At 62.5% G+C, this 21,297-nt stretch carries 17 protein-coding genes and 1 other RNA gene; 8 read left to right on the top strand and 10 right to left on the bottom strand.

The window, feature by feature from the left end; genetic code table 11:
- Positions 1-58: 58 nt before the first annotated feature.
- From ACT6VE_RS03105 to ACT6VE_RS03080, 6 genes are all read right to left on the bottom strand, one after another.
- Positions 59-247, bottom strand: a complete 189-nt coding sequence (locus tag ACT6VE_RS03105; RefSeq protein WP_069058391.1) for a DUF2065 domain-containing protein — start codon at positions 245-247, stop codon at positions 59-61.
- 4 nt (positions 248-251) lie between these two features.
- On the bottom strand, positions 252-1,202 hold the full coding sequence (gene hflC / locus ACT6VE_RS03100) for a protease modulator HflC (RefSeq protein WP_444797145.1): 951 nt from the start codon (positions 1,200-1,202) through the stop codon (positions 252-254).
- Positions 1,202-2,344, bottom strand: a complete 1,143-nt coding sequence (hflK, locus tag ACT6VE_RS03095; protein WP_444797144.1) for an FtsH protease activity modulator HflK — start codon at positions 2,342-2,344, stop codon at positions 1,202-1,204. Before hflK ends, hflC begins: the two co-directional genes overlap by 1 nt.
- A 165-nt stretch (positions 2,345-2,509) precedes the next feature.
- Complete coding sequence (locus tag ACT6VE_RS03090; RefSeq protein ID WP_444797143.1) at positions 2,510-3,031, bottom strand: dihydrofolate reductase; 522 nt, start codon at positions 3,029-3,031, stop codon at positions 2,510-2,512.
- Positions 3,032-3,051: 20 nt separating this feature from the next.
- On the bottom strand, positions 3,052-3,846 hold the full coding sequence (locus ACT6VE_RS03085) for a thymidylate synthase (RefSeq protein WP_444797142.1): 795 nt from the start codon (positions 3,844-3,846) through the stop codon (positions 3,052-3,054).
- 87 nt (positions 3,847-3,933) lie between these two features.
- Positions 3,934-4,245, bottom strand: coding sequence for a DUF2853 family protein (locus tag ACT6VE_RS03080; RefSeq protein WP_444797141.1), 312 nt, complete (start codon positions 4,243-4,245; stop codon positions 3,934-3,936).
- Between the two features lie 253 nt (positions 4,246-4,498).
- On the opposite strand from ACT6VE_RS03080, the gene ACT6VE_RS03075 reads away from it, so the two are divergent.
- The 5 genes from ACT6VE_RS03075 (at position 4,499) to ACT6VE_RS03055 (ending at position 7,448) form a co-directional block, all read left to right on the top strand.
- Positions 4,499-5,830, top strand: a complete 1,332-nt coding sequence (locus tag ACT6VE_RS03075) for a putative bifunctional diguanylate cyclase/phosphodiesterase (protein ID WP_444797140.1) — start codon at positions 4,499-4,501, stop codon at positions 5,828-5,830.
- A gap of 26 nt (positions 5,831-5,856) precedes the next feature.
- Positions 5,857-6,216: a transfer-messenger RNA gene (gene ssrA / locus ACT6VE_RS03070) on the top strand.
- 200 nt (positions 6,217-6,416) lie between these two features.
- On the top strand, positions 6,417-6,941 hold the full coding sequence (locus tag ACT6VE_RS03065) for an SspB family protein (protein ID WP_444797139.1): 525 nt from the start codon (positions 6,417-6,419) through the stop codon (positions 6,939-6,941).
- Positions 6,942-6,949: 8 nt separating this feature from the next.
- Entirely contained in the window at positions 6,950-7,147 is a 198-nt protein-coding gene (locus ACT6VE_RS03060; RefSeq protein WP_444797138.1) for a DUF4169 family protein, read from the top strand.
- A 70-nt stretch (positions 7,148-7,217) separates the two neighbouring features.
- Positions 7,218-7,448, top strand: coding sequence for a ribbon-helix-helix domain-containing protein (locus tag ACT6VE_RS03055; RefSeq protein ID WP_444797137.1), 231 nt, complete (start codon positions 7,218-7,220; stop codon positions 7,446-7,448).
- Here ACT6VE_RS03055 and ACT6VE_RS03050 read toward each other — a convergent pair.
- The 4 genes from ACT6VE_RS03050 to ACT6VE_RS03035 form a co-directional block, all read right to left on the bottom strand.
- A complete protein-coding gene (locus tag ACT6VE_RS03050) occupies positions 7,441-11,241 on the bottom strand; it encodes an AsmA family protein (protein ID WP_444797136.1) in 3,801 nt (1,266 codons plus the stop codon). The genes ACT6VE_RS03055 and ACT6VE_RS03050 overlap by 8 nt on opposite strands.
- A gap of 51 nt (positions 11,242-11,292) precedes the next feature.
- On the bottom strand, positions 11,293-12,705 hold the full coding sequence (locus ACT6VE_RS03045; protein WP_444797135.1) for an FAD-binding oxidoreductase: 1,413 nt from the start codon (positions 12,703-12,705) through the stop codon (positions 11,293-11,295).
- Between the two features lie 103 nt (positions 12,706-12,808).
- A complete protein-coding gene (locus ACT6VE_RS03040) occupies positions 12,809-15,964 on the bottom strand; it encodes an efflux RND transporter permease subunit (RefSeq protein WP_444797134.1) in 3,156 nt (1,051 codons plus the stop codon).
- A complete protein-coding gene (locus ACT6VE_RS03035) occupies positions 15,964-17,133 on the bottom strand; it encodes an efflux RND transporter periplasmic adaptor subunit (protein WP_444797133.1) in 1,170 nt (389 codons plus the stop codon). Before ACT6VE_RS03035 ends, ACT6VE_RS03040 begins: the two co-directional genes overlap by 1 nt.
- Before the next feature lie 299 nt (positions 17,134-17,432).
- Between ACT6VE_RS03035 and ACT6VE_RS03030 the strand changes: the two genes are divergently transcribed.
- The 3 genes from ACT6VE_RS03030 (at position 17,433) to ACT6VE_RS03020 (ending at position 21,281) form a co-directional block, all read left to right on the top strand.
- Positions 17,433-18,254: a cyclase family protein gene (locus tag ACT6VE_RS03030; protein ID WP_444797132.1), complete on the top strand. Its 822-nt coding sequence runs from the start codon at positions 17,433-17,435 to the stop codon at positions 18,252-18,254.
- A gap of 50 nt (positions 18,255-18,304) precedes the next feature.
- A complete protein-coding gene (locus ACT6VE_RS03025; RefSeq protein ID WP_444797131.1) occupies positions 18,305-18,718 on the top strand; it encodes a carboxymuconolactone decarboxylase family protein in 414 nt (137 codons plus the stop codon).
- Positions 18,719-18,821: 103 nt separating this feature from the next.
- On the top strand, positions 18,822-21,281 hold the full coding sequence (locus ACT6VE_RS03020; protein ID WP_444797130.1) for an ATP-dependent helicase: 2,460 nt from the start codon (positions 18,822-18,824) through the stop codon (positions 21,279-21,281).
- The last annotated feature ends 16 nt before the right edge of the window (positions 21,282-21,297 follow it).

The raw sequence follows: 21,297 nt of genomic DNA, 5'->3' as shown, positions 1-21,297 counted from the left end.
CCACGATGATTTGATCGGAAGTCTTGCCCGTCTTCGCCGCCGGTCGCAAGGCCGGCTTTCACGCGCTACGAATGAACCACACCATCAGCACGCCGAGGGCGACCGCAATCAGCCCCGAGACGCGCAGCTGACTTTCCGGAATCTTCGGCAGCATTTCCGCCATGCGCTTCAAAACCGAAGGGGCCAGTGCGTACACCAGCCCCTCGATGATCATGAAGAACGCGATTCCCGTGAGGAAATCGGCCACGGCCTCAGTTTGCCGTCGATGGCGTCGTTACCGTGCCGTTCGTCGTTCCGGTTGCTTCGCCCGAGGTTGCGGGCTTCGTGCCTGCCGCATCCTCGAAGTAGCGGAAGAACTCCGACTGCGGCGACAGCACCAGCGTGGTGTCGGACGAGGTCATCGAGTTCCGGTAGGCGCTCATCGACCGGTAGAAGTCGAAGAAGGCCGGATCCTGCGAGAAGGCTTCGCCGAACACGCGGTTGCGCTCGCCTTCACCTTCGCCTCGCAGGATTTCCGAATCACGCTGCGCGGCAGCCACGAACTCGACGACCTGGCGGTCGGCGATGGCGCGGCGGCGCTGGCCAGCTTCATTACCGCGGGCGCGGATGAGTTCAGCTTCGGCAAGGCGTTCGGCCTTCATGCGCTCGAAGGTCTGTTGCGAGACTTCCTGCGTCAGGTCCGTGCGCCGGATACGAACGTCGGAGATCGTCAGGCCGAGGTTCGAAGCGTCGTTCGCCAACTCGCCGCGAACTTCGCGCATCATCGAAGCGCGCTCTTCAGACAGAGCGGATTCGAAGCCACGAAGACCGTAGACGCGACGAAGAGCAGCGTCGAGACGCGTGCTCAGACGCGCTTCGGCTGACGCCCGATCGCCCGAAACGGTTTCGCGGAAGCGACGGGCATCGGTGATCTTGTAGACCACGAATGCGTCGACCTCGTAGAACTTGCCGCCCGAGACCTGGACGCGGATATTGTCGAGGTCAAAGCGCAGGGCCTGATCCTGGATGTACTGCACGCTGTCGGCATCCATGAAGCCGAAGGGCAGCTTGAAGTACAGGCCCGGCTCGGTCTTGACGTCCTGGATCTGGCCGAAGCGGATGACGATTGCCTGCTCGCGCTCGTTGACCACGAATATCGAGGAATAGACGATGAAAAGGAGAACGCCGACGGCGATCAGAATGGCTGGTATACGGTTGCCCATTACTGAGTGCCTCCCGTGCTCTGCTGCTGCTGCTGGGTCGTTGCACGGCCGAGCTCATTGAGCGGCAGGAAGGGAACGACACCCTGTCCGCCCTGCTTCTCGTCGATGATGACCTTCTTCGAGTTCTTCATCACGTCTTCCATCGTTTCGAGGAAGAGGCGCTTGCGGGTAACGTCGGGAGCGACCTTGTACTGTTCGTAGATCGACAGGAAGCGAGCCGCTTCACCTTCTGCTTCCTTGACGACACGGTCCTTATAGGCGGCCGCCTCTTCGCGGACCTGCGCAGCCTGACCGCGAGCGCCACCGAGCTTCTGGTTGGCATACTGGTTGGCTTCTTCGAGGAAGCGGTCTTCGTCCTGTTCGGCACGCTGCACTTCATCGAACGCATCGGCCACTTCACGCGGCGGGGCCGCGTCTTCGATGGCGACAGTATTGATCGAGATGCCGGCGCCGTAAGCGTCCATGGTCGCCTGGATCGTCGCCTTCACGCTTTCGGCGATCGCCTGACGGTTGTCGCGGAAGATGTCCTGCGCCGGACGACGGCCCACGACTTCGCGCATGGCGCTTTCGGAGACCTGCTGCAGCGTTTCGGCCGGATATTCAAGATTGAAGAGGTAGGATTGCGGGTCGGTGACCGTGTAGAGCACCGAGAACTGCACGTTGACGATGTTCTGGTCGCCGGTCAGCATCAGGCTGGAATTGTCGGTAGAACCGGACGCCGCCGCGCGGCTGCCGATATTCTGCTGCTGCTCGGTGATCTTGACGAGTTCGACGGTTTCCAGCGGCCACATGTGGAAATGCAGGCCGGGCATGGAGACTTCCTGCTTCGGCTTGCCGAAACGAAGTTCGACGCCGCGCTCGTCCGGCTGGACGGTGTAGATCGAGTTCATCAGCCAGAAGACGCCGACGAGCAGCAGCGCGATGACCACGACGCCACCGTTGATGCCACCGGGCATGACGTTCTTCAGCTGGTTCTGACCGCGCCGGATGATTTCCTCAAGGTCGGGCGGGCCACCGTTGCCGCTACCACCGCCGCCACCACGAGGGCGGTTCGGTCCCTGCCCCCATGGTCCTTGATTGTTTCCGCCACCGCCGCCGCCGCCCCAAGGGCCGCCGCCGCCATTTTGATTGCTCCAGGGCATCAATACCTCTTTCTTTCAAATCCATGTGCCGCGTCTCGCGGATTGTTTCGCCGCGCTACGCGAGGTGAACCCGTTATAGGTATCCCTCGGGCACCTTTCAACAAATCCGCGAGGCCTTGCGGGCCTGTGCAAGCAAAATAGTTCGTGATCGGCACGATTTATGGTTTACGCGGCCGTTTTCCGACGCCAGGTGACGAAGCGCATGCCGTGACTGTCCTTTTCACCCTGGGGAATCGGCTCCTCGATGACCTTCTCGAAAACGGCCGGATCGATCTCCGGGAAACGGGTATCACCCTCCACGGCGGCCTCGACATGGGTGACATGGAGCACATCCGCCCGTTCGAAAACCTGGGCGTAGATCTGCCCGCCACCGATCACGCAGACTTCGTCGACACCAAGCTTCGCAGCCTCGCGCCGCGCGGCTATGAGTCCATCATCCAAGGACGGCACGACTTCGGCGCCCGGCGCGGAGAACGTGGCGTCCCGTGTAATGACGATGTTCGGCCGTCCCGGCAGTGGCCTGCCGATCGAATCCCATGTTTTGCGGCCCATCAAAACCGGCCTGCCAAGTGTCAACTGCTTGAAACGCTTGAGGTCCGACGGCAGACGCCACGGCAGGTCGCCGTCGCGACCGATGACGCCGTTTTTCGCCACGGCCACGACGAGGACGATCTTGGCTGCGCTCATGGTTCGGCTTTCCTGGGAAATCAGACGGCGATGGGCGCCTTGATGGTTGAATCGGCTTCATAGCCGATCAGGGTGAAGTCCTCGAATTTGAAGGAGAAAAGATCCTTCACCTCCGGGTTGAGCTTCATGAAGGGCAAAGGCTTCGGCCGGCGCGTCAACTGCGTGCGCACCTGCTCGAAATGGTTGGCGTAGATATGCGCGTCGCCCAGCGTGTGCACGAAATCGCCGGGCTGAAGCCCGCTCACCTGCGCCACCATCATGGTCAGCAGCGCATAGGAGGCGATGTTGAAGGGCACGCCGAGGAAAATATCGGCAGAGCGCTGGTAGAGTTGGCAGGAAAGCTTGCCATTCGCCACGTAGAACTGGAACAGGCAATGGCACGGCGGCAACGCCATTTCGTCGACGAGCGCCGGGTTCCAGGCCGACACGATATGACGGCGGGAGTTCGGATTGCGCTTGATGCTGTCGAGGACGGCAACGATCTGGTCGAGGTGTCGTCCGTCATGCGTCGGCCAGGAGCGCCACTGGTAGCCGTAGACCGGGCCGAGCTCGCCCTCCGCATCGGCCCACTCATCCCAGATGCTGACACCGTTTTCGCGCAGATAGGCGATGTTGGTGTCGCCTTTCAGGAACCACAGCAATTCATGGATGATCGAGCGCAAGTGCAGCTTCTTGGTGGTCAGCACCGGAAAACCTTCGGAAAGGTCGAAGCGCATCTGGTGGCCGAAGACGCCGCGCGTGCCGGTGCCGGTGCGGTCACCCCGGTCGGAGCCGTTTTCCATCACATGGGCGAGAAGATCGAGATATTGCTGCATGGTCGCCGCCGATTCGTTGTCCAGCGTAATATATAAGGGCGAGAGCGGCGGCGGCCAAAGCGTGAAATCGGGTTGTCCCGGTTTTCCTCAGGCGAGCGCGCCAAGCTTTCCGAGTTCCTTGGCAGTGAGATAATAGAAGGTAACGCGCGATTTCGTGCGATCGTCAGCCATGGCCTTGCACACGGCTTCCACCGCGTTGTCGGCAGCATCGCCCGTGATGCCGAATTTCTTGGCGCACCACTTTTCCTTCACGCGGTTCAACTCAGCGGGATCGGAGCAGGAGACGAGCGAGGAGTCGCGGTTGCGCAGCGCGATGCCGAGATGGCTCACGATCTTCTTGACGATGGCCTCATCGGCACCGCTGTCATACTTACGGACATCTGCGAGATAGTCGGTCATGCTGTCTCCTCTGCGATCACTCGGCTTCCGCCATCATGCCGGACCCGCCGCAGGCGCATGTTTTTCCCGTGGAGATGGCAAGTCAAGGGCGAATGAACGTTCGCCACGCAAGCGACCCGTTCCGCAACGCGCCACAGACCTCCCGCTACGGTTTCTTGGGGATGGCTTTTTTGCACTTTTTGAAGGAATTTCCGGTAGTGATTTACCGACGAGACTGGCCAACGCGCCAAACTGCAACGAACGGTTATCGCATGTGAAGCAGGCTGAAGACTACTCGCAAAGGTTCCGGCTTGCCTATAGCATGGCCACGCTTGCCGTGGGCATGCTGACAGCGGGCTGGGCAATTGTTTTCGCCGTCATGCAGGCCTGGTCGCTGGTGGTGATGGATTGCGCTGTGGTGACGGTCGCATTCGTCAGCTTCATCCTGGCGCGCCGCCATCAGTTTTCCGCAGCGCTCCTGTTCTCGCAGATTTCCTTTTTCGTCATAACCGTCGTCTTCTGCCTGCTGTTCGATGTCCCGAGTGAGGGGGCACCGCGCGTGTCGCACCTCTTCCTGCTCGTTCTGGCACTGCTCGGCTACATCAACTACCGGCGCGAGAGCTCTGCCTTGCAACTCGTCATCGTCGGGCTGTGCCTCGCGGCCTTCGTGGTCTTCGCCAGCACGAATGCCGCCCTGCCCTTCGCCCAGCCGATCGCCGATCACTTCCGGCTCTACGGCTCGTGGGTGAACACGATCATCGCCGTCGCCATGCTGTGTGGCGGTATTTACGCGATGCAGCGGGAGTTTGCCCGAGACCTTGACCAGGTGCGGGAGATAAAGGCGGCGCTGACCAACCGCGAATTCGAGCTGTTCTACCAGCCGCAGGTCGACGAGACCGGCGGGCCGACGGGTGCGGAGGTGCTGTTGCGCTGGAAGCGGCCGGGTGGCGGCTACGTCTCGCCCGCCGAATTCATCCCCATTGCCGAACAGGCCGGGCTGATGCCACGCATCGGCGACTGGGTGCTGACGCAAGCCTGCAAGACGCTCGTGGCCTGGCAGCAGGAAGAGGCCACGAGCGGCCTGAAACTCGCGGTCAATGTCAGCGTCGACCAGTTCATGGAGGCAAATTTCGTCGATGCGGTGCTGAACCGCATCCGCACGCTCGAGATCGATCCGACCCTGCTCAAGCTCGAACTCACCGAAAGCATGATGGCGACGGACGTCGATGCGATCGTCGAGAAGATGCGGGCGCTGCGCGCCGCCGGCATCACCATCTCGCTCGATGATTTCGGCACGGGCTACTCCTCGCTCAGCCACCTGCGCCAGCTGCCGATCCACGAGATCAAGATCGACCGGTCCTTCGTTCATGACGCGCCGGGCAACAAGCGCAACCGCCTTCTCCTGAAAAGCATCTTCGATATAGCCAACATGCTGGAGCTCTCCGTGGTCGCGGAGGGTATCGAGACGAAGGAACAGCTCCTGCTGCTGAAATCCTTCGGCTGCACCGCCTTCCAGGGGTTCTATTTCGGCCGCCCCGTGCCTCTTGCCGAATTCCAGAGGCAATGGACGACCGATACGCCGCCACCCCTTGCCGAAACCGCCTGAACCGAATTGCGAATTCCTGTCACAAAGTCCTTTTCTTGGGCGCCGGGAATGCCTATATGTAGGTTGCTGCCTCGGCAGCTACGGCAATAAACGAGCGGTGTAATAAACCCATTGGACCCGGGGGCGGTACCCGGCGCCTCCACCAAAAACCGGTCAGTTTGACGGACCGGCTTTTGATGGGGGCGAAATAGGATCGACAAGGGCGTAAAGATCGACTTTTTGCTCGGCATTGTACCACCGTTATCGGGCTAAACTTGTAGTTGCAAACGACAACTATGCGGAAGCTCGTCTCGCTGCTTAATCGCGGTGTGACACTTCAAATCAAGTCCTAAGGGGTCGCACTCTTAGGCGGGGTTCGGAGGCACCTGGCAACAGAAGCCTTCACCTTCTCCAATCTCTTGAAATGGTCTATAGCTGTGCCAGATGACTCGTGTCGCAAGGCGTGAGACTGGAGCAATTCCGGCAAAAGTGCATAGCGATTTTGCCGCCGCAATTGCGTCGAAACAACGGATGGAGCATTTTGCGATTCGCAGAAATGCCCTAATGCAATGCCTGAATACAAAGGCAGGAAGAAAGACAGGAACGGATGGCGCAAGACCACATTCGATACGATATTCTCGCCCAGGACGCGCTGCGGAGCGTCATTCGCAAGGTTTTGTCCGAAGTCGCGGTCACGGGGCATCTCCCCGGCGAGCATCATTTTTTCATTACCTTCCTGACCAATGCCCCCGGCGTGCGCATCTCGCAGCACCTCAAGGCAAAATATGCCGAGCAGATGACCATCGTCGTCCAGCACCAGTTCTGGGACCTGAAGGTCACAGAAAGCCTGTTCGAGATCGGCCTGTCCTTCTCCGACACGCCGGAAAAGCTCGTCATTCCGTTCAATGCCATCCGCGGCTTCTATGATCCGTCGGTCAGCTTCGAGCTGGAATTCGACGTTCCGGCCGTAGAGGAAGAGGAAGAGCATTCCGCCGAGATCACGGCCTACCCTGCCGCCGCGGAAAAGACCGAGGACAACACCACCGAAGAGCCGACGCCCCCGACCGATGGCGACGACAACAACAAGGGTGGCTCGGTCGTCTCGCTCGATTCCTTCCGCAAGAAGAACTGAGCCCCGCGATGAGCGGCGACGTCGTCAATCTCCGACAGTTCCGCAAGCAGAAGGCGCGCTCCGAAAAAGAGACGCAGGCCGAGCAGAACCGTGTCGCCTTCGGTCGCACCAAGGCGGAGAAGACGCTGACACGCTCGCTGAACGAAAAAGCGCAAAAGACCCTCGATCAGGGCCGCCTGGAGCGGCCCGACGAGGATAAAGGCTGAGCTTTCAAAGCCTTGCCGGAAAAATGCGATTCGATCTGCCAATCCTCTGACTCAACGCATAAAGATGGGCATGATCCGCAAATACTCCACCACGCTGCACGGCCATCGCACGAGCTTTTCGCTCGAACCCGCCTTCCACGACGAGCTGAAGGCCATCGCCGAGGAACTCGGCGTCCCGGTCGCAGCACTCATTCGCGAAATCGACGACGCACGCGGCGTCGAGGGTAACCTTTCCTCGGCGCTCCGCCTCCATGTGCTGGACTGGCTGAAACGGAAGGTTGGCGATACCCCTGCTAGTTGACGCCCGGTAGCGAGTCGAAATTCAGGTTCTGACCGCTGTCAAGCGGCGGCAGTTCGCCGCCACGCTCGACACCGTCCTCTGGCGATACTGGCAGTCGGCGGCGTGTCGCTTCTTCCTCCGCTCTTTTGGCCTCTTCGGCTGCACGCTGTTCGGCAAGGCGGCGTGCTTGCTCCTGTGCCTCCAGGAGAAGACGTGCGTCATCTGCTGCCTTGCGGCGGACCCGTTCGGCCTCTTCCGCGGCCGCGCGAGTCGTGCGCTCCTCGTCAGCGCGTTTACGCGCTTCGACGCGGCGGCGCTCTTCCTCTTCCGTCTGAAGACGCATGGCCTCGGCAAGTGCCGCCCGAGCCTCCGTCCGCGAGCGGTAAAGGGCAGCTTCGCGCCGCAACCGCTGCTTCTCGAGCACATTGGCCTGAAGCGTCTCCACACGCCGGCGCTCCGTCTCGAAACGGCGAAGCGACAGGTAGTTGGCAAGCGGCTGAACGTCGAGTTCGACACCCGGCGCCTCGATAAGGCCACGATAGGAGAGCGCGACCTCGGGGTCCGCGCCGGCAAGAGCTTCATCGCCGGCCTTGTAGGTGACTGACAGCTTTCCGCTCATCGTATCATTGGCAAGATCGATATCCGCATCGCCGACAAGCGCCGCGCGGCTATCCTCTGCGGTGACGCTCTGAACACGCAGCTTGCCGCCCGCGAGCGCAAAGGGAATGCGCACTGTTCCCAAAGCCGCCTTGCCCTTCAAAATGGCATCGGACGCGAAATCCGCCACGCGCTCCGCCGTGATATCGCCGTCGATGCGGTCCGCTGCCGCAAGGAGCGCGGGCAAAGCGCCGGTATCCAGCCCGTTCACAACAAGGTCGGAGACCTGCACCTCGCCCGAACCGCTGGCACCTTCGACCATGGCACGCACGCTCTTGCCGGAAGCATCGATGGCAAGCGTCACATCCGCCTTGCCCGTCGCAACCGTGCCCTGCGGGCTAGCCCAGACGATTTTCGAAAGATCGGCACCGGAAAGCTTGGCCCGCGCCTCGAACAGCCCGTTCTCCTCCGCATTGGCGACCTTGATTCGGCCGGACAATTTTCCGCCCAGCCAATCGCCGGCCATGTCGGTCAGCGTCAGTTCGCCGCCCTTCCAGACGAGATTGCCCGCAAAACCGTCCACTGCGCCATAAAGACCCGGCCAGAAGGATCCAGCACCCAGGGCAATGGATATGTCGGTAGTATCCTGGAATGGCTGTACAAGTGGTGCGGCATTCAACCCGCCTTCCACCATATCCGTCACCGGTCCTGCCACCGCCTCGGCGAGGAAGGCGAAGTCGATCGTATCGAAGCGCAGCGCGCCCGCGCCTTTCAGCATCGCCGCCGTTCGATCGAGTGTCAGCGCGCCGGAAAAGGCATTGCGGTCGGCCTCGCCGACAATATCGGTGATCGCGATGGCCTCAACGCTCGTCGCCACGGTCGCCTGCAAGGTCAGCGGCAAGCCGGCACCCACCTGCGGCACGGCGATCGCGTTCATCATCAGATAGGGTTCGATATCGTCGCTCTTGGCGGAAAGAGCGAGCGAACCGCTCAGGAAGCTTTCCGCCGACAGGGCGGCCTTGCCCTTCGCGGAAATCGATGTGTTGCCGGCATTGAAGGCGGCCGAGACATCGGCCGGCCCCTCTTCCGGCTGCGTGGCCCGGAACGTCACGCTGGCATCCGGATCGGCATCGAACGGCAGCGGATCGAGCCCGATCTGCCCGGCCAGCACGACGGACTGCGGATTGAAGATGCTGCCATCCAGCTCGAAATTTCTGCCGCGCAGGAGATCGGCAAGTGTCGCGGCCGACAGTTTCAGTTCGACGCGGCCCTCATTGACGGGACCATTCACCGTGATGGTCGCCGGGCCTTCGTCTTCACCGGAGACTGCGGCCCGGACGGCGAGATCAGCATTGTCGTAATAGCCGGCATTGGCGGCGAAGCGGCTGAGCACGGGATGGGCCGGCAGATGCCGCGCCAGAAGGTCCGCGAGGGGACGCATCGCAGCCACCTTCACCGTCATGTCGAGCCCGGCACTTGGCGCAAGAAGCGTGCCCCCGAGCGTGCCGCTTGCCGACAGTTCCGCTCCCTCCAGCGAGGCGACCTTGAGCCGGTTCAGCGTCAGCAGGCCATCCTTGACGGAAAGGGCGGCATTGACGCCCGAGGCGGTCTCGCCAAAGGCGTTGAAACGATCTGCCCTGATGTCGAGCGCGATCGAATGTTCCAGCACCGTCGAAAGCGACGCATCGCCCGCGACGAGGCCGACCAGGGCCTGAAGGGATTCCAGTTCGACTTCGTTGCCGTGCAGCTGGAGCGACAGGGTCGGCGCCGCGTCCGCGCGGGATTCCCGCTCCAGCCGACCCAGTAGAGACGCTTCACCAATCGCGATCTCGAGATTTTCGAAGCGCTGCAACTCGTCCGTCAGGTTCACTTGCGCGGAGAAGCCGGCTGTCTTCAACTTGCGGATTTCCGGATCGACGGAGCCGGCGAGCCAGGTCGCGAGCCCCGACGGCTGGCTCGAGGCAATCAGGAGATCGCCGACGAAGCCACGATTTTCCCGCAGCGTCAGCCGGCCCTTTGCTTCGAGCGCTGTGCGCCCGGGCAGAAGCGCATTCGCCCGCTCGATTTGCCAACCGTCGCCGTCCGGCTTCACGTCGAGGCGAACCTCCCGCACCGTCGTATCGCCGACCACCACCGCGGGCAGGAAGAGGCTCGCGCGCCCGGGGACCTGCGGGATCGGGATATCGGCAGCAAGGGCGAGCAGCGCCTGAAGCCGCTGGCGGATGGTGACCTGCGGATTGCGGCCGGTCTTGCCCGCCTCTCCGCTGTTGCCGATGCGGCTGACATCGATCTGCTGGCCATCGGCGATCAGCAGGAATTCCGGCGCGCGGCCGGTATCAAGGGTCGCCTCGCCCGTGACGATATAGGGATCGTCACGCGGCCCGGCTTCCAGCCGGTATTCGGGGATGCGGATGCGTTCGTTGGAGAGCTCGAATTTGCCGGCAACGCGGATCGGTTCAGGCGACCCATCACCCTTCGGCCGCGGCTTTTCCGACAGGGTGAAGGCGCCGTCGTAGAGTGGGCGGAAGTCGACGACCTTCAGCGCTCCATCGAGATCGGCGGTGAAGGAAAGCCGGTCGGGCACCACGCGGGCGCGCATCGAGAGGGCACCGTTCTCCAGTTGCCCGCTCGAAAGCTGGAAGGCGCCGCTCTCGCCATCGAGCGCCGCACGGCCATCGATGCGCCAGGGGCCACCCAGCGACTTGGCCGAAATCTGCGCATCAAGCCCGGTGACATGGCGCGTGCGGCCGGTCTGTTCGTCAACGAACTCGATCTCGCCGCCGCTGATCTCGACATTTTCGAGGATGACGGTGCGGGCCGGAATATCGGATTTCCGGCCGCGCGCCCAGTCGAGCGTGCCGTCCTGGAAGAGTTTGATACGCGCCTTGGGGCCTTCGATGCGCATGTCGAAGATCAGTGCCTCGCCGGACAGGAACGGCGCCAGTTCCGCATCCATGGAAAAGCGCGCGATTTCGACCAACGGCTTGCCATCGTCCGGTGCACCGACGCGCACGTCGTTGAGTGTCACCGAGGGAAACGGGATCAGCCGCGCATCGACGCTGCCGTGCACGGTGACGGGGCGTCCCATGATGCGGCTCGCCTCGCGCTCGAAATCCTGCCGAAAGCTGGTCCAGTCGACGAAAAGCGGTGCAAGCAGCGCCGCAAAGAGCGCCACGACCACCAAGCCGCCAACGAAGAGCATGATCCTAGAAAGCACGCAGCCTGCCTTGAATTCTGTTTCGTTCCGTCAGGATAACGCGAACGTCCGCTAGAGGGTCGAAAAAATCTTGCCCGGGTTCAGAATGTTGTCCGGATCGAGCGCCTGCTTGATCTGCTGCATGAGCAGAACCGAGCCGCCAAGCTCGCCCGGCAGGAAGGATTGTTTGCCCTGCCCTATACCATGTTCACCGGTGCAGGTGCCGTCCATGGCAAGCGCACGGGCATTCAGCCGGCCGACAAAGGCCTCGACCTGGGCCACATGGGCAGGATCCTTGTCATCGAAGACGAGGCTGACATGGAAATTGCCGTCGCCGGCATGCCCGACGATCGGCGCCAGCAGGCCATGCTCCTCGATATCGGCCTCGGTTTGCGCCACGCAGTCGGCGAGCCTGGAGATCGGCACGCAGACGTCCGTCGCGATGACGGAATAACCCGGCCGAAGCGCCTTCGCCGCCCAATAGACATTGTGCCGCGCCTTCCACAGCTTCGCGCGCTCCTCGGCATCCGAAGTCCACTGAAATTCGCCGCCGCCGCATTCCGCGGCAATCTCGCCAAATTCTTCCGATTGCAGGCGAACGCTCTCTGCATTGCCGTGGAATTCCACGAACAGCGTCGGCTGCTCCGGCAGGGTGAGGCCCGAATAGGCGTTGCAGGCCTTAATCTGCAGCGTGTTGACCAGTTCGATCCGCGCGACGGGGATGCCGAGCTGGATCGTCATGATCACGGCATCGCAGGCGTCCTTCAAAGTCGGAAAGCCGCAAATGCCGCCGGCAATGACAGATGGAATGCCCTGGAGCCGCAGCGTGACGGAGGTCAAGACGCCGAGTGTGCCCTCGGCACCGACGAAGAGGCGTGTCAGGTCATACCCCGCCGACGATTTTCGCGCACGACGGGCGGTGCGGATTTCCTCACCGGTGGCCGTCACGGCGGTCACGGCCAGCACGTTGTCCTTCATCGTGCCGTAACGAACGGCATTTGTGCCGGAGGCGCGCGTCGAGGTCATGCCGCCGATCGACGCATTGGCGCCCGGATCGATCGGGAAGAACAGGCCGGTATCGCGCAGATAGGTGTTCAGCTCCTCGCGAGTAATGCCCGGCTCGACCGTGCAATCGAGATCCTCGGCATTCACCTCCAGCACGCGCTTCATATTGCTGAAATCGATGGAGATGCCACCGAGCGGCGCATTCACCTGCCCCTCCAGCGAGGAACCGGTGCCGAAGGGAATGACCGGCACCTTCAGCTCTGCGCAGAGGCCGACGATCGCCTTCACCTCCTCGGCAGTCTCGACGAAAACGACACCATCGGGAAGCTGGGCGGGGATATAGGTCGTGGTGTGCGCATGCTGGGTGCGGATCGCCTCGCCCGTCTGGAAACGCGGGCCAAAACGCTCGGCAAGACGCGGCAGAATTTCAACGATACCCTTTTCGTTGCGCGCGCCACTCCTGATATCCGCCAATGCCATCGTCTTACCCTCACTGCCTGTGGGGGTTACTCAGCAAATTGACGCCCGGCTGTCCAGCAGCAATATCCGATCACCCGCATTTCCGGCGGCAACGGCCCGGCCGTCACTCCGCCGGCTGCGGCAGGGCGCTGCCTTCGCCCTTGGCAAGGCTCTCGGCGTGCTGCAATTCGGCGGCAAGGCGCCTTTCCTCGTCGGCATGCGGGCTGGTAAAGCGGGCAATCACCAGATAGGCGACGGGTGTCAGGTAAAGCGTGACGACCGTCGCAAGGCCGAGGCCGCCGACGAGCACCCAGCCGAGTGAGACACGCGCCTCCGCACCCGCGCCGCTTGCCAGCACCAGCGGCACCGCACCGACGACGGTCGCGATCATCGTCATCATGACCGGGCGCAGGCGGATGTTCGAGGCGTTTTCGATGGCGCTGCGGATATCCTGTCCGCGATCGCGCAGCTGGTTGGCAAACTCGACGATCAGAATGCCGTTCTTTGCCATGATGCCGACAAGCAGGACGAGCCCGATCTGGCTGTAGATATTGAGCGTCGTACCCGTCAGGATCATTGCGAAGACGGCGCAGGCAAGCCCGAGCGGCACCGTCACCATGATGATGATGGCGCTGACGAAGCTCTCGAACTGCGCGGCCAGCACGAGGAAGATGATGATGAGGGCGAAGCCGAAGGTGACGGCAAGGCCGCTCGAATTCTCCTGCAGGGTCGCTGCTTCCGCCATCGGCATCAGGCGCGAGCCTTCCGGCAGCAAAGGCTCGGCCATCTCCTGCACCATTGCCAGCGCATCGCCGAGTGCAAGGCCATCCTTGAGGCCGGCCGAGAGCGAGACGGCACGCAACTGCTGCTCGCGCGAAAGCTGCGGCGCAACGGCCTTCTCTTCAAGCGAGGCGATGGACGACATCGGCACGATCTTGCCGTCGCCAGTCTTCAGGAAGATGTTTTCTAGGTCCATCGGATCGTTGATCGGCTGGGTCGTCGAGGAGAGTTTTACGGGATAGGCCTGCCCCTCGACATAGATGTCGACGACGCTCGTGCCTTCCAGCATCGCCTGCAAGGCGGTCGAAAGGCCGGTAATGTCGATGCCGAGGTCGGCGGCGCGTTCGCGGTCGATCGTCACCGATAGCTGCGCCTGGTTGGCCTCATAGTTCAGGCGCACGTTCTGGAAGCGGCCGCTGTCTTCGATCTTGCGCACGAGTTCGGCCGCGGCATTGCCGAGCTTGGTATAGTTGTTGCCGACGAGAGCAACCTGGAGGCCGTTGCCGGCGCCGCGGATGCCGAGACTGTTCGGCTGCATGGCGAAGGTGCGCACCGAAGGCACGGTCGCGACCGCCTGGTTGATATCCTGCACGATCTGCTGCTGCGCGCGCTCGCGCTCGCTCCAGGGTGCCAGCGTCAGCACCATGAAGCCGCTGTTCGAAGACCCGCCCTGCCCGGAGATCGAGAAGATGTTGACGATCTCCCCGCTGTCATAGAGCGGACGAAGCTTGTTCTCGATCAGCTTCATCTGGTCCTGCGCGTATTCGAGCGACACGCCCTGCGGCGCATTCACGCGCAGCATCACCATGGAGCGGTCCTCGCTCGGCGTCAGCTCGGACTTGATGGTGAAGAAGGAGGTCGCCCCGGCCACAGTGAAGAGTAGCGCTACGATGAAGACGATGAAGGGCGCACCGAGGCAGGCGCTCAATGTCGAGCGATAGAAGCGCGAGGCCGCGCCGCCGATGCGGGCAAGCACGCCCGTATGCGCGTGCGTCATGTCCTTGGTCAGCATGCGGGAGGCGAGCATCGGGCACAATGTCAGCGCCACGAAGGAAGAAAGCAGAATGGCAAAGGCCAGCACGAAGCCGAATTCGCGAAAAAGCCGCCCAGCCTGGCCCGGCAGGAAGGAGAGCGGGATGAAGACGGCGGCAAGCGTCGCCGTCGTCGCAATCACGGCGAAGAACACTTCCAGCGTGCCGAGGATCGCCGCCGCGCGCGGCTGCAACCCCTCCGCCCGCCGGCGCACGATGTTTTCCAGCACCACGATGGCGTCGTCCACCACAAGGCCGGTCGCCAGGACAATGGCGAGCAGCGTCAGGATGTTGACGGAGAAGCCGGCCATGTAGATCGCCGCGATCGTACCGATCAGCGCGATCGGCATGCTGATCGTCGGGATCAGCGTCGCCCGCCAGTCGAGCAGGAAGAGGTAGATGACGAGCGTCACGATCAGCACCGCAACGACCAGCGCGATCTCCACCTCGTGGATTGCGCCCTCGATGAAGACGGCGTCGTCGCTGGTAATCTTTATTTCGGTGCCTTCCGGCAGGATGGTGCCGAACTGCGCCACCATCTGCTTCACGCCGGTTGAAATATCGAGCGTGTTCGACTGCGCCTGGCGGATGATGCCGAGCCCGATGCCCTGCCGCCCGTTCGAACGCAGCGCGGTGGAGCCCTCGTCCGGTCCCAATGTCACCATGGCGATATCGCCGAGGCGCACCCGGTTCTTGACCATCAGGTTTTCGAAGTCGGCCGGCGTGGTGAGGTCCGCGGTCGCGCGCACCGTGATGTCCTGGCTCTGGCTCTTCAGCGACCCAGCGGGCACGTCGAAGGATGCGGTCGCCAGCGCATTGCGCAGGTCCGCCACCGTAATGCCGCGCGCCGCCAGCTTCGACTGGTCGACGTCTACGCGAAAAATCTTCTCCTGATCGCCGTAAACGGCGACGTCCGCGACGCCCTCGACGGAGGCAAGCCTGTCGGTAATCTCGTTTTCGGCAAGCAGCGTCAGGTCTTCCAGCGACTGGGTGTCGGAGGTCAGCGCCAGGCGCATGATCGGCTGGCTGTCGGCGTCCGCCTTGACGACGCGTGGTTCATCGGCGCCGTCAGGCAACTGGTTCGACACGCGGCCGAGCGCGTCGCGCACGTCATTCGCCGCCTGGTTGACGTCCGTCGTGTCGGAAAATTGCAGGGTAACGCGGCTGCGGCCGAAGGAGGACTGCGAGGAAATGTCCTTGATGCCCTGCACACGCGAGACGGCACCCTCGACAACGTCCGTCAATTCGCGGTCGACCGTCTCCGGCGAGGCGCCCTCGAACTCGGTGGACACACTGATCACCGGCTGATCGACGGAGGGCAGTTCGCGGATTTCCACGCCGTTGAAGGCGGCGAGGCCGGCGACGACGATCAAAGTGTTGAGCACGAGGGCGAAAATCGGCCGGCGGATGAAGAGCGCGGTGAACCCCGCCTTGCCGGACGTACCGAGCCCGTTCGCGTCCCCCGACATTACGAGCCCTCCGCAACGGCGGGCGTCGCCTGCCGGTCCTGCTCGGCGGTGCGCACCGCGCCGCCGGGACGCAACGTCTGCACGCCTTCGGTGACGACCTGGTCACCCTCGGCAAGTGCTGCCTTCACCAAAACCTTGTCGGGGTTGCGCTGGACGATATGGACCGGCACGCGCTCGACCTTCTCGCCGTTTACCCGCCAGATATAGGAACCGTCCGAACTCCACTGCACCGAAAGCGGATCGACGCTCGGATAGAGGTCGCCGGCGAAGAGCATGTTGACCTGAAAGGACATGCCGGCGCGCAACACATCCTCGGGATTGTCGATGCGGGCGCGCACGCGAAGGGTGCGGCTTTCCTGGTCGATGCGGTTGTCGATCGCCTGTACCTCGCCCGAGAAGGTTTCGCCCGGCCGCGCCACGGCCGTCGCGGTGATATCGCCGCCAACACGCACGCTCGTTGCAAAACGCTCCGGCACCCAGAAATCGACGAGGATTTCCGAACGGTCGTCAATGACGGCAATCGGGCTCGACGTCGTGACATAATCGCCGGAATTGACCGAGATAATGCCGACCACACCGCCATAGGGCGCAATGATATCACGCCGGCGCAGCGTCAGTTCGGCATTCTGCAGCACCAGTTCAGCCGCCTTCACTGCGGTTTCGGCATCCTGCAATTCCGCCGTGCTCATGGAGGACTTGAGGTTCTGGATACGCTTCAGCTTCTGCTCCGCGCTCTCTCGCGCCACACGCGCCTGGTCGGCGGCGATGCGTTGTTCATCACTGTCGAGACGGGCGATGACCTGCCCCTGCTCTACCCGTTCACCGGATTTGACCAGGACTTCCGTCAGGTTGCCGGTCGCATAGGGCGTTACAGTGACGGTGCGGATCGCTTCGCCATCGCCAATCGCATTGAGCCGGTCGTTGACCACGGCCATGGCGACGGGTTTCGTGGCAACGAGCACCGGCCCGCCGCCGAAGCCGCCGCGCCGGCCGCCCTGCTGTCCACCTTCCGCCTGCCCCTCGCTCGCAGGCGCGATCACGGCAACGAGCGTGCCCGGCAGGCCCGCGGCCTTGAGCATGTCGTTTGCCCCAGGCACGAAGCGGCCCCAGAGCAAAACCCCGGCCGAAATGACGCCAAGGCTTATGAGGAGCTGTTTCCAAACCCGCATGCAATCTCTCTCCGATGAAAGCGAACCGACACCTGTCGAGGTGCGGCATAGAGCAAGTATCCTGCTTTGGAAATGAACCGGCAATGAAAGAACCCGATCATTACCGAAATGTAAGATTGGCGGGCCGCTCTGTTACCAAATTGTAAGAAAACGTGGAGAAATCTTCCCTCCCCGCTCCTTTGGCGAGCATGGTCATGACTGGACCATCCTTGCGCTTGTGATACCTTTTCCACGGCCCGCGTGGCCAAGCCTATTTCAGTATTCTTTCATCAACGCATTGACCAACAGGGGGAAAATCCATGTGTGACGCCTGCGTCATCGAATCCGTCAAGAACCGCATGCTTTCGAGAAGAAACTTTTTTCGCGCCGCCGCAGCGGGAGCGGCAACCGTTGCCGCCGCCAGTTCCGGCGTACTTAGCCCGGCTTTGGCTCAGGCACCGACGAAGGCCACAGATCTAACCCACGAACTCTACGAGGAGTTTCCGACCTTTTTCGGACAGCAGCAGTTCTGGCGCGAGCAGAAGTTCAATTATAAGGAACACAAGTTCAATCTGTTCGAACTGCGTGTGAACGAGCATACCGGCACGCATCTCGATGCGCCGCTGCACTTTTCCGAAGACGGCAAGTCGGTCGCCGAAATACCGGTCTCCGACCTCGTCGTACCGCTTGCCGTCATCGACATCCGCGCGAAGGCCGATGCCAACCCGGATGCGCAATTGACGCCGGATGACATCAAGGCGTGGATTGCCACCAATGGCGACCTGCCGGAAAAGGCCTGCGTGGCGCTCCTCTCCGGCTGGGACAAACATCTCGGTACCGAAAAATTCCGCAATGCCGATGCCGAGGGCAAGATGCACTTCCCCGGCTTCCATGTCGAAGCCGTGCAGTATCTGGCGGAAAATTCGAGCGCCGTCGGCATCGCCGTCGATACGTTGTCGCTCGACTACGGCATCTCGCCGGACTTCGCCACGCACTATGCCTGGCTAGCCTCCGGCCATTGGGGGCTTGAAGCTGCCGCCAATCTGGACCAGCTTCCGGCCAAGGGCGCAACGCTCATCGTCGGTGCGCCGAAGGTGCGGGGCGGCACGGGTGGCCCGTCCCGCGTCATCGCGCTGGTCTAAACGACATCGGCCGGCGGTCTTTCCGCCGGCCCTTCCTTCAGGAGAAAACCATGAGCACCGTCAAGCCCGCCGAAGACGTCGAAGCCGATCCGCGCGTCAAGGCGGTGTTCGACGATATCCGCACCACCCGCAAGTCGGATTTCGTCAACAATATGTGGCGCTACCTCGCCTTCGATCCCGCACTGCTGGAGCGCACCTGGACCGAGGTGAAGGCCGTGATGGCGACACCGTCGACGCTCGACCCGCTGGTCAAGGAAATGCTCTATATCGCCGTTTCGGTGACGAACGGTTGCAGCTACTGCGTTCACTCCCACACCGCCGCCGCCAAGGCGAAGGGCATGACGGATGCGCAACATGCCGAACTGCTCGCCATCGTCTCGCTCGCCGGCAAGACGAACCAGCTTGCCACGGCCCTTCAACTGCCCGTGGACAGCGCCTTCGATGCCGACCGCACAAAGGCCTGAACAAACGCGACTTTCCACAATCTTTCGGTTTCCGTTTCCCCGTATGGAATAAAAGCAGAACAGAAAACTGGTCTTTCGGACCCGAATCACTACATTGAGCCGCATGATCAGCGGTTACGACGACATTCCCTTCTTCGATGAAGACCCGCAGCTCGCCAAAAAACCCGTAGCGCCGGCGAAGCCGGCCGGCGGCGGCATTGCTGCGCGCGCCATGGCGGCCCGGGATTCCGGCCGGGCGCCGGACTATCTTTCCGGCCTCAATCCCGAGCAGCGCGAGGCGGTGGAGACGGTCGACGGACCCCTTCTGGTGCTCGCCGGCGCCGGCACGGGCAAGACGCGCGTGCTGACGACGCGCATCGCCCATATCCTCGCCACCGGCCGCGCCTTCCCCAGCCAGCTGCTTGCCGTGACCTTCACCAACAAGGCGGCGCGCGAGATGAAGGAGCGCATCGGGCTTCTCGTCGGCGGTGCCGTCGAGGGCATGCCCTGGCTTGGCACGTTCCACTCCATCGGGGTCAAGCTGCTGCGCCGTCATGCCGAACTCGTCGGCCTGCGCTCGGATTTTTCGATCCTCGACACCGATGACGTGGTGCGCCTGATCAAGCAGATTCTCCAGGCCGAGGGCATCGACGACAAGCGTTGGCCGGCCAAACAGTTCGCCGGCATGATCGACGGCTGGAAGAACAAGGGCCTCGACCCGGCACAGATCCCGGAGGGTGACGCCCGTGCCTTCGCCAACGGCAAGGGCCGCGAACTCTACATCGCCTACCAGAACCGCCTGAAGACACTGAACGCCTGCGACTTCGGCGACCTGCTGCTGCACCCGATCCGCATGTTCCGCGCCAATCCGGACGTGCTGGCCGAGTATCACCAGAAATTCCGCTACATCCTCGTCGACGAATACCAGGATACCAACACCGCCCAGTACATGTGGCTGCGCCTGCTGGCGCAGCGCCCCAAGGGCACGCCGCAGAACGTCTGCTGCGTCGGTGACGACGACCAGTCGATCTATGGCTGGCGTGGTGCGGAAGTGGACAACATCCTGCGCTTCGAGAAGGATTTTCCCGGCGCCAAGGTCGTCAAGCTGGAGCGCAACTACCGCTCGACCGCCCACATTCTTGGCACCGCCGGCCATTTGATCGCGCACAACGAGGATCGCCTCGGCAAGACGCTCTTCACCGATCGCCAAGATCCGGACGACGACAAGGTCGTGGTGCATGCGGCATGGGACTCCGAAGAGGAAGCCCGTGCCGTCGGCGAGGAAATCGAGCAGCTCCAGCGCAAGCAACACAAGCTCAACGACATGGCGATCCTCGTGCGCGCCTCCTTCCAGATGCGCGAATTCGAAGACCGGTTCGTCACACTCGGCCTGAACTACCGTGTCATCGGCGGCCCGCGCTTCTATGAGCGGCTCGAGATCCGCGATGCCATGGCCTATCTCCGCCTCGTCAGCCAGCCGGCCGACGACCTCGCCTTCGAGCGCATCGTCAACACACCGAAGCGCGGCCTCGGCGATACGACGATCCGCAACCTGCACGACTATGCCCGCGCCCGCGACATCCCCATGCTGGCCGCCGCCGCGGATATCATCGAGACGGACGAGCTGAAGCCCAAGGCGCGCAAGGCGCTTTTCGACGTCGTCACCGATTTCCGCCGCTGGCAGTCGCTTCTGGAAACCACGCCGCATACCGATCTTGCCGAGAAGGTTCTCGACGAGAGCGGCTATACCGCCATGTGGCAGGCAGACAAGTCTGCCGAAGCCCCGGGACGCCTTGAAAACCTGAAAGAACTCATCCGCTCGATGGAGGCCTTCGAGTCGCTGCGCGGCTTCCTGGACCACGTATCGCTCGTCATGGATGCCGAGCAGAACGCCGAACTCGACGCCGTCTCGATCATGACGCTGCACTCGGCCAAGGGCCTCGAATTCGAGACCGTCTTCCTGCCCGGCTGGGAGGAAGGCCTGTTCCCGCACCAGCGCGCACTCGACGAGGGCGGCCGCAACGGTCTGGAGGAGGAACGCCGCCTCGCCTATGTCGGCATTACGCGCGCCAAACGGCGCTGCCACATCTGGTTCGTCTCGAACCGCCGCATCCACGGCCTCTGGCAATCAACGCTGCCGTCGCGCTTCCTGGACGAACTGCCGGAAGCGCATGTCGAAGTGGCCGAGGTCGAGCAATCCTATGGCGGTTACGGCCGCGGTGGTTATGGCCAGTCGCGCTTCGACAAGCAGGAGCCGTTCCAGAACAGCTATTCGACACCCGGCTGGCGCCGTGCGCAGACGAACCGCACGGATGCGACCCGCGATAACTGGGGTTCCCGCTCCGGACATGCCGTGGAGCGCATCGGCTACGGCGAATCCGGGCCGCGCTCGCGCACCATCGACGGTGAACTGGTGGCAAAGTCGACCACGACCGAACCGTCGAAATTTTCCGTCGGCGACCGCGTTTTTCACACCAAGTTCGGCAATGGCAATGTGGCGGCGATCGAAGGCAACAAGCTGACGATCGATTTCGACCGCGCCGGCCAGAAGCGCGTGCTGGACGGCTTCGTCGAAAAGGTCTGACGGGACCGCCAAACGG

It is taken from the genome of Shinella sp. (assembly GCF_052438155.1).
Lineage (GTDB): Bacteria > Pseudomonadota > Alphaproteobacteria > Rhizobiales > Rhizobiaceae > Shinella.
This window is presented reverse-complemented; position numbering and strand designations above follow the sequence as displayed.